At 56.5% G+C, this 2,237-nt stretch carries 1 protein-coding gene; it reads left to right on the top strand.

Annotation, left to right across the window (positions count from 1 at the left end; translation table 11 throughout):
- Positions 1 to 271 precede the first annotated feature (271 nt).
- Positions 272 to 2,119 (top strand): DNA helicase RecQ, encoded by a 1,848-nt coding sequence (gene recQ / locus ACTQY1_RS11145; RefSeq protein ID WP_441374205.1) that lies wholly within the window; start codon positions 272 to 274, stop codon positions 2,117 to 2,119.
- The last annotated feature ends 118 nt before the right edge of the window (positions 2,120 to 2,237 follow it).

Genomic DNA, 2,237 nt, shown 5'->3' on the forward strand with positions numbered 1-2,237 from the left:
CAGCGTTGGGATCCAGATTGATCAGCTTACTAGCCTTTTCCATAGGAATCTTTGCCATTTCAAACAAACTCATTTGTAACGCCTCCTAAAAATAGTATCTAGTGAACCCTTTACGATTTGTATTATAGCACGATTCAGAAATAACTGTTTATTTTTTTGTATTTTGTATACAATTAATCGTCCATGAGGTGTCCTTGCTTTTTTCTGGAGTTTTCGTTATGATTGAAACAAACAGCCGTTTGATTTTTTCTGAAGGAGGCCTTTTCCCAGCATGGACAAACTATCTGCACTGAAAAAGTATTTTGGATACACTTCCTTCCGCCCCGGTCAGGAATCCCTGATCGATGCCCTGCTCCAGGGCCGGGACGTGCTGGGCATCATGCCCACCGGCGCCGGCAAATCCCTGTGCTACCAGATCCCCGCCCTGCTGCTCCCCGGGATCACCCTGGTGATTTCTCCCCTGATCTCCCTGATGCAGGACCAGGTCCAGGCTCTGGAAACCGCCGGGATCCAGGCCGCTTACATCAACAGTTCCCTGTCCGGACGGGAATTCTACGCCACCCTGGACCAGGCCCGGGCCGGTGCCTACAAGCTGATCTACGTGGCCCCGGAACGGCTGGAGACGGAACTGTTCCGGGATTTCGCCAAAGAGGCTGCCATTTCCATGGTGGCAGTGGACGAAGCTCACTGTATTTCCCAGTGGGGACAGGATTTCCGGCCCAGCTACACCCGGATCCTGGATTTCCTGGAATTCCTGCCGGAAAGACCGGTGGTGGGAGCCTTTACCGCCACGGCCACGGAGCAGGTCCGGGATGACATCCTCCAGAGCCTGGAACTGCGGGATCCCCAGATCCTGGTCACCGGCTTCGACCGGAGCAATCTGTATTTCGGGGTGGAACATCCCCGGGACAAGGACGCCTGGGTGCTCCGGTATCTGAAGGATCATCCGGAAGACAGCGGCATCATCTACTGTTCCACCCGGAAGAACGTGGATGAACTGTGCGACCGGCTCCGGCTGGAAGGGATCCCGGCTGCCCGGTACCATGCAGGGATGAGCCAGGAGGAGCGCCAGAAGGCCCAGGAGGATTTCCAGTACGACCGGGCCCCGGTAATCATCGCCACCAACGCCTTCGGCATGGGCATCGACAAGTCCAACGTGCGCTTCGTACTCCACTACAACATGCCCTCCAGTCTGGAAAACTACTACCAGGAAGCGGGCCGGGCCGGCCGGGACGGAGAGCCCTCGGAATGCATCCTGCTGTTCTCTCCCCAGGATGTGGTGATCCAGAAATTCCTCCTGGAACACAAGGAGCAGAATGAAGTGCTGGAAGAAGTGGAAGAAGCCAATCTCCGGAAGCTCTATGCCATGGAGCATTACTGCCGGACCACCAGCTGCCTCCGCCAGACCCTCCTCCACTACTTTGGGGAAGATGCTCCGGCCCGGTGCAATCACTGTTCCACCTGCAACGGAGACTATGAAGAGGTGGACATGACGGAAGAGACCAAGAGCATCGTAAAATGCATCCATGAGGCCCGGCGGCCCTACGGCATCACCCTGATTGCCAACGCCCTGGCCGGCAGCCGGTCCACCCGGGTGGAAGAAACCGGACTTTCCCGGCTGCGGATGTTCGGAGCCCTCCACCAGCATTCCCTGAAGGAAATCAAGGAAATGATCCAGAACCTGCTGGACCAGGGCTACCTGCTGATCACCCGGGACAAGTACCCGGTGCTGAAGATCTCCAAAAAGATCTGGGAACTCCAGGACGATTCCATCCGGGTGCTGCTGCGGAAAGAAGCCGGGACCCAGGATGGGGGTTCCGGCCCCCGGAAAAAGAAGAAGGTCCAGCCGGAGCTGGACCTGCCGGAAGGGTTCACCCAGGAAATGGGGGCCCAACTGTTCACCCGGCTCCGGGCCCTCCGGAAACAGCTGGCGGAACAGGCTATGGTGCCGCCTTTTGTGGTATTCGGAGACCGGACTCTCCGGGACATGTGCCGGCAGCTGCCCCGGACCCATGAACAATTTCTCCAGGTCATGGGCGTGGGCCAGAACAAGGACGAAAAATACGGAGATCCTTTTCTGGAAGCCATCAACGGGTTCTGTGAGGAAAAAGGGATATAAAAAATTACAAAACACCCCGGACAGCCACTGTCCGGGGTGTTTTGCTGTGCCGTCTGGGCACAAGCTCCGTTTGTAGGGTTCTATTAGATAATGCCTCTCAGTTTCAGAGGTTCTACCA

This window comes from Acidaminococcus sp. HCP3S3_G9_1, from assembly GCF_052122455.1.
Lineage (GTDB): Bacteria > Bacillota > Negativicutes > Acidaminococcales > Acidaminococcaceae > Acidaminococcus.